Here is a 6,333-nt window from a genome sequence, read left to right on the forward strand (position 1 = left end):
CTTGCATTTGATAATGATATAACATGTGTCCACGTGCCTATGAACGGAGAGAAGGGGTTGAGTGGACAGATTCGAAATGAAGATTTGTATCATGCATACCCATATCCAGATAAGCCAATGGATATGACAATTAGTGGTCAAAATATCAAAGATATATTGGAGTATAGTTATTCACATTTAGATTTTGTTAACGAGCAATTAAGCTTAACAATTATTGATGAAACGTTATGTACAATGTGGCAAGGATTCAATTATGAGATTGATATGAATCAAGAACCTGGGCAACGAGTAATGTTAGATCAAATTGATTTGACTAAGAGTTATAGAGTTACAATGACTGACTATTGTTATCGTAACTACAAGAATTATTTAAAAAATGCTATTATACATGAATCGTACGATGAAACAATGAGTACATTAATTGCAGAGAAGTTAAGAGATCCGAATTATCGTATTTCATGTAGTGATAATTTTGTAGTTAAAAACAGGTAAATATTGCTATGTAATAAATTAATTATAAGTTCAACAAGTATAAAAACCTTTCTTAGAGAAGATTATCTAGGAAAGGTTTTTAGAATTTTAAAATTGATATAAAAGAACAGTGAAATTCTCATTCATTATATATAAGTAAACAAAAAAGCTAAAATGGTATATACCATTTTAGCAAGTAACGGAAACGGAGGGATTCGAACCCTCGCGCCGCTTTCGCGACCTACACCCTTAGCAGGGGCGCCTCTTCAGCCAACTTGAGTACGTTTCCAATGGCTCCACAGGTAGGACTCGAACCTACGACCGATCGGTTAACAGCCGATAGCTCTACCACTGAGCTACTGTGGATTAATTTGTATGTGTTTGAATATCAAGCACAAATATTATTATAACAAGATTAAGTTAATTTGCAATAGATACCTTAAAAAAATATGCAGAACATTTACACTATATTTATAAAACATTCCGCATATTTTAAAAATAAACAATTTATTTATCTTCAAATAAAGAATAGCGTGTCAATGCTTCAAACACATTCAATGTGGCTTTATTATAATCTATTGGTTGGTCGGGATTTTTTGATATCATGCGAGATTGTTTATCTACCATGTAATAGTAAAAAATGGAATTGTTATATTGATGCCATAAACTGTGGTATGAAACATGAAGAATGATAGATTCATTATTAATAAATGTCACTTTACATTTACGATTTTTTAATTCTTTAATACTTTCGATATAATGCATATTTAACCAAATATTTTCATTTTGTCTGTCAGAATGTGTTGGGAAAAAATAAGTTGGAAATAATGGTGTTAGTAAAATAGGTGGTTTACTAGAAATGCCAGTAATGCGGTTTGTCTCTGCTTTCTTGCCAAGATAAGTATTACCATAAAATTTGCAAGAGCGTTCAATGATTTTCTGGACTTTAAAAGGATTTTGAATACGCGTTTTGTCAAACCGAATTATTTCACTACCGTTTCTTTGATCGTCATCATCAAATGCTGGTCGAATAACCATGTCTCCTTTGCGTATCACATAAATATTTTGAGAATACATAAGCAAAACCTCGCTTTATTAAGTTTTAAACCATTAATATAAAAATACAATTAATGATATAAAGATATTTTATAATAAAATTCTGAGTTGTCAAGTTATTATTTTGGTGAAAATGTACAATAATTTTTAACTAATAGTCAGAATATTCATTGATTTCAAAATTAGAAAAATGTATACTTATTATAAATTAAAGAAAGGTAGTGGTTTCTATGAAATACAATACTAATGTTAAACATACAACTTTAGAAGCGTTTGTCACAACTGTCAATGATTTGGGTATTGAATTAATTATCAATGAAGCACTTCGAGAGGTAAGAAAACGACAGCTCATAGAACTTATAGATGACGCACTCGTCAATAAAGATGAAGCAGCATTTAATCAATATACGGCAGAATACAAAAATTTGGAGGCATTTCTCGGTGAATAACATTGATTCGAATTCCATAACGCAATCATAAAAGGACTATTCTTAACATCTCATACATGTAAGAATAGTCCTTTAATCGTTTATGACATTAATCTAATTAATTCATGTCTATCTATGTCACCGAAATAATGATATAAATCATATTCTGATAGTGCTTCTTCTATGTGCTCAAAGTCGTGTAGACAGCCAACTAATGCATTTTCAAGATCAGTGACATCTCCGACACCAAAGAAATCACCGAAAATTTTTGCATGTTCGATTTTACCTCGTTTAACATCAAACTTAATTTGTACAAATCCTTTTTCAAATTTTTCCTCGCGTTCAAAGTTATATTTAGGGTTTCTACCATAATTCCATTCCCAAGTTCTATATTTGTCGTTACTTAACTTTTCAATATTTTCCCAATCTTCATCCGTTAATTTATATTCTTCTACTTCAGTTTCTCCAAAGATAGTTTTCAAGATGATTTTTTTAAATTCTTCAATTTCTAAAGGGTCATTTAAAAATTCTTGAATGTTTGCTACTCGTTTACGAACAGATTTAATACCTTTTGATTTAATCTTAGCTGGATTAACTTTTAGTGCATTCTGAACTTCGTCTAAATCACTATTTAACATCAACGTACCATGACTAAACATTCTATTTTTAACTTTAACCATGGCATTCCCTGAGATTTTCGCTTGTCCAACTTGAATATCGTTACGACCAGTTAATTCAGCATTGACGCCTAAAGATTGTAATGCTTGAACAATTGGTTCAGTGAATTTTTGGAAATTGTGGAAACTGTTACCATCATCATCTGTTATGAAACTAAAGTTTAAATTGCCAGTATCATGATAAACAGCGCCACCACCAGAAATTCTTCTTACTACATCGATGTTATGAGCATCTATATATGTCTGATTTACTTCCTCTATCGTATTTTGATTCTTTCCAACAATGATAGATGGTCTATTTATGTAAAATAAAAAGTAACTTTCTTCTGCTGGTAAATTTTTTAAAACATATTCTTCCATTGCTAAGTTTAAAGTTGGATCTGTAATATTATTATTACTAATGAATTTCATTACAATCTCTCCCTTATATCTATATATATTCTCTACTTATTTATGCCTTAACTTTGCTCAAAATGCCAATTATATACTCACAAATCATTCTAAATATCGGCTTAAAGTTACATTTTATTATTTTTGATTGTTAATAGTTTATTTGTTAAGTGAATTTTAGTACAATATAATTTAGTTATGATTTAAGGAGGACTTAAAATGACTGTTGCAGAAGTGGGTAACATTGTTGAGTTTATGGATGGATTAAGAGGTCGTGTTGAAAAAATCAACGATAACTCTGTTATTGTTGACTTAACAATTATGGAAAATTTTAATGACCTTGATTTACCGGAAAAAACTGTTATCAATCATAAACGATATAAGATTGTTGAATAAGAAGGTAAGTTATAATGAATAAAATCTCGAAGGCTTTAACTTGGTTTATTATAAGTTTCATTATATTTCATCTCATATTATTTATTATGTGGGGCGAACACCAAGAATACTGGTATTTATATACAGGTATAATGCTAATTGCTGGTATCAGTTATGTATTTTATCAAAGAGATATTGAATCTAAGCGGTTGCTTACATCAATTGGTGTTGGTATTATTACGGCAATTATTTTAATTATGCTTCAACTTTTATTCTCACTTATAACTTCTAATTTAAGTTATAGTTCATTAATTAAAGAATTAGCAAGAACAGGTGTCAATTGGAAGTGGCAAATGTTAGTAACTTTACTTTTTGTCATTCCATGTCACGAGTTATATATGAGAACTGTTTTACAAAAAGAATTAACACATTTTTCAATACCGAAATGGATAGCTATATTAATAACTGCAATTTGTTCTAGTTCATTATTTATTTATTTAGATAATTGGTGGATAGTAACATTTATATTTGTTGCACAAGTGATATTATCATTAAGTTATGAGTATACTCGACGCATAGCAACAACATCCGTTGCGCAAATTGTTGCTATTATATTGTTATTAATTTTTAATGCTTAAATAAGCTTTTCTTAGACGTCTGTGTTCTAAGAAAAGCTTTTTGCTTTAGAAAAGCAATACGAAGATTCAAGGCATGCTTTATTATAGTGTATACATTTTTAACGGCAAGCAGTTATTATTGAGGTTATATTTTAGTCAGTTTTTATTACTAAATATTTTATAAAAATAGTATAATATTTTGTGGGCAAGTTGAATTGATGGTGGCTATCTGAGTAAAGGGGGGTGGTACCTATGGCATTACTTAACACTTTTGAAAGGAAAAGCCTATTGTGATATCTATTGCAAACGCATTACATTTAATGTTAAGTTTCGGTATGTTTATCGTCACTTTCATTGGTATAGTAGTAGCAATAATAAATTTAAGCAATAAAAAATAACCATCATTTCAAAACTTTGACATAGAATGATGGTTAAAGAAAATCTCATTTAGTCACCGTCTTTTTAACGGGCTCATTAGGCGACATGTTCCTGCATGTCGTCTTTTTACATTTTTATAGTAACATATCTTTTATTTAATTGTCTATTTTTATTAGATGTGTAACAAAATTTTGAAGTATTTTCCGTATATTGCCTGCTAAACATGTCAGATTTGAAAGGAAAATCATACTGTGGTAGAAATCAATTATGATTATATGGTAGTACTTATAAATAAGTGATTTCTATTGAATATGTAATGAAGTTCATATATTAATATAACTTTCATTGATATAGAAGTCGCAATGATTAATTTAAACAATAAAAAACAACCATCATTTCAAAACTTTGACAACGAATGATGGTTAAAGAAAATCTCATTTAGTCACCGTCTTTTTAACGGGTTCAATAGGGGACATGTTCCTGCATGTCGTCTATTTATGCACTGCGCAATTTAACAATAATACAATTATACTTTGATGTCCATTTAACATAAAGTGGTTGAAATTTGTAGCAAATAAATTAACCTTGACTATTTTCAGAAAATTCTGTATAAATAACGAAAAAGAGATATGGATTAAATATGAAGAGGTGTTTTTATAGAAGAATAAAATTTTTGGCACTATATTATATTTAACTTTAGCACTTGGATTATCAACAGCAGCTTATGCATCTACAGAATACGCAGAAGGAGGCACTTGGAGTCACGGTGTCGGCAGTAAGTATGTTTGGTCTTATTATTATCATGGTCATAAAGGACATGGTGCAACAGCTATTGGAAAATATAGATCATTTAGTGGTTATACAAGAGCTGGTGTAAAAGCAAAAGCATCAGCTACTAAACATAATTGCTGGGTCAATAGAGCGTATTATAACATTTATTAAATACTAAAAAATCATAGAAAATAAACAACGCAAGAGGTACAACATGAAATGGTTCAAATTAATACTTGATGTTACAACCTTCATTCTGATTGCTATATTGTTATTTGTTTATACATATAAAGAAAACGAAGAAATATTGCCTGATACTAAATACCCTATAGCGGTAACTGACTGGAATAAAAAATATAGTAAAAATGAGATTTATAAACGTATAAATCAATTCGCTAAAAATGAGAACGTAGCAATCTATAAATCAACTTCAAATTATACAAACAAAAACGTAGATAAAGATATATATGTATTTAATAAATCAAAAGCAACAACTATCACTCCTTTTAACGCTAAATATAACATTCATTATTTAAGTGACGACGAATTATTAAAAAAAGATATCAAAGGAAGTTATTTTGTAAAAGACAAAAATTTTGACGTGTCTAAATTCATAAATTTTTTAAAAGAATATGGTGTTACTGCTGAATCATACAAAATAGATCATATGATGATTGCCGTTGGTGTCATTAAACAAATGAATATAGAAGTTCCGTTATCCGCACTTTTAATCGTTTATTTTATTTATTATATTTTCGAAAAGAACATTAATTTCAAAGCGTATGCGATTAAGTATTTAAATGGTTTTACATTAAGAAAAATAATTTTTGAAAATTTTTCAAAAAAATGCACGTATTGGGTAACGTTAATCATAAGTCAAATTCTTTTAACTACAAGTGTACTTTGGATATTAAATTACACGGGTAATTTAGATTTATTCATATTAAGATTAGTTCTGCTTTCATGTCTTTTCATTTTAACGATTAGTGTTATTAATTTATGGACTTTCTTAATGTTACTAAATTTAAATATTGCTAATATGATTAAAGGTAAGCAGCACTTTAAAACAATTCGTTTTATTAATACAGTTTGTAAAAGTATTCTCTTAGTACTAATAGCTAGTGTAATGATAGAAAATACTAGTGTTATTAAAGATTTGAATAAAATAAA

General features: G+C 28.9%; 9 protein-coding genes, 2 tRNA genes and 1 pseudogene. 8 read left to right on the forward strand and 4 right to left on the reverse strand.

From position 1 onward, the window contains the following. The coding region (locus IDG60_RS04185; protein ID WP_206160521.1) for a 5'-nucleotidase C-terminal domain-containing protein at positions 1-492 on the forward strand (492 nt) is incomplete at its 5' end. Positions 493-671: 179 nt separating this feature from the next. On the opposite strand, the gene IDG60_RS04190 is transcribed toward IDG60_RS04185, so the two are convergent. From IDG60_RS04190 to IDG60_RS04200, 3 genes are all read right to left on the reverse strand, one after another. Beyond that, positions 672-760, reverse strand: a tRNA-Ser gene (locus IDG60_RS04190). 2 nt (positions 761-762) lie between these two features. Further along, positions 763-837: transfer RNA gene (locus IDG60_RS04195), tRNA-Asn, on the reverse strand. Between the two features lie 141 nt (positions 838-978). Then, positions 979-1,548 (reverse strand): competence protein ComK, encoded by a 570-nt coding sequence (locus IDG60_RS04200; RefSeq protein ID WP_000287265.1) that lies wholly within the window; start codon positions 1,546-1,548, stop codon positions 979-981. A 209-nt stretch (positions 1,549-1,757) separates the two neighbouring features. Between IDG60_RS04200 and IDG60_RS04205 the strand changes: the two genes are divergently transcribed. Further along, positions 1,758-1,976: an IDEAL domain-containing protein gene (locus IDG60_RS04205; protein WP_000876826.1), complete on the forward strand. Its 219-nt coding sequence runs from the start codon at positions 1,758-1,760 to the stop codon at positions 1,974-1,976. A gap of 80 nt (positions 1,977-2,056) precedes the next feature. Here IDG60_RS04205 and lplA read toward each other — a convergent pair whose 3' ends face one another. Then, the gene (gene lplA / locus IDG60_RS04210; protein ID WP_000668820.1) at positions 2,057-3,043 is read right to left on the reverse strand and encodes a lipoate--protein ligase; all 987 of its coding nucleotides are present in this window, start codon (positions 3,041-3,043) and stop codon (positions 2,057-2,059) included. Between the two features lie 198 nt (positions 3,044-3,241). Between lplA and IDG60_RS04215 the strand changes: the two genes are divergently transcribed. The 6 genes and pseudogenes from IDG60_RS04215 to IDG60_RS04240 all read left to right on the forward strand — a co-directional run. After that, complete coding sequence (locus IDG60_RS04215) at positions 3,242-3,418, forward strand: YkvS family protein (protein ID WP_000214898.1); 177 nt, start codon at positions 3,242-3,244, stop codon at positions 3,416-3,418. Positions 3,419-3,432: 14 nt separating this feature from the next. After that, complete coding sequence (locus IDG60_RS04220; RefSeq protein WP_001033865.1) at positions 3,433-4,035, forward strand: CPBP family glutamic-type intramembrane protease; 603 nt, start codon at positions 3,433-3,435, stop codon at positions 4,033-4,035. 314 nt (positions 4,036-4,349) lie between these two features. Beyond that, positions 4,350-4,412: a hypothetical protein gene (locus IDG60_RS22115; protein WP_228764722.1), complete on the forward strand. Its 63-nt coding sequence runs from the start codon at positions 4,350-4,352 to the stop codon at positions 4,410-4,412. Positions 4,413-4,950: 538 nt separating this feature from the next. Next, complete coding sequence (locus IDG60_RS04230; protein WP_031763719.1) at positions 4,951-5,052, forward strand: hypothetical protein; 102 nt, start codon at positions 4,951-4,953, stop codon at positions 5,050-5,052. A gap of 9 nt (positions 5,053-5,061) precedes the next feature. Next, the gene (locus IDG60_RS04235; protein ID WP_001797239.1) at positions 5,062-5,334 is read left to right on the forward strand and encodes a lactococcin 972 family bacteriocin; all 273 of its coding nucleotides are present in this window, start codon (positions 5,062-5,064) and stop codon (positions 5,332-5,334) included. A gap of 43 nt (positions 5,335-5,377) precedes the next feature. Further along, positions 5,378-6,333 (forward strand): annotated as a pseudogene (locus IDG60_RS04240) (bacteriocin-associated integral membrane family protein); the annotation flags it as partial.

The organism is Staphylococcus sp. EG-SA-2, from assembly GCF_017152085.1.

What these genes read in the sequence shown, in the direction of transcription:
- IDG60_RS04215 (WP_000214898.1), top strand. Translation starts at nt 3,242, where the DNA reads ATGACTGTTGCAGAAGTGGGTAACATTGTTGAGTTTATGGATGGATTA.
- lplA (WP_000668820.1), bottom strand. Translation starts at nt 3,043, where the DNA reads ATGAAATTCATTAGTAATAATAATATTACAGATCCAACTTTAAACTTA.
- IDG60_RS04220 (WP_001033865.1), top strand. Translation starts at nt 3,433, where the DNA reads ATGAATAAAATCTCGAAGGCTTTAACTTGGTTTATTATAAGTTTCATT.
- IDG60_RS04205 (WP_000876826.1), top strand. Translation starts at nt 1,758, where the DNA reads ATGAAATACAATACTAATGTTAAACATACAACTTTAGAAGCGTTTGTC.
- IDG60_RS04200 (WP_000287265.1), bottom strand. Translation starts at nt 1,548, where the DNA reads ATGTATTCTCAAAATATTTATGTGATACGCAAAGGAGACATGGTTATT.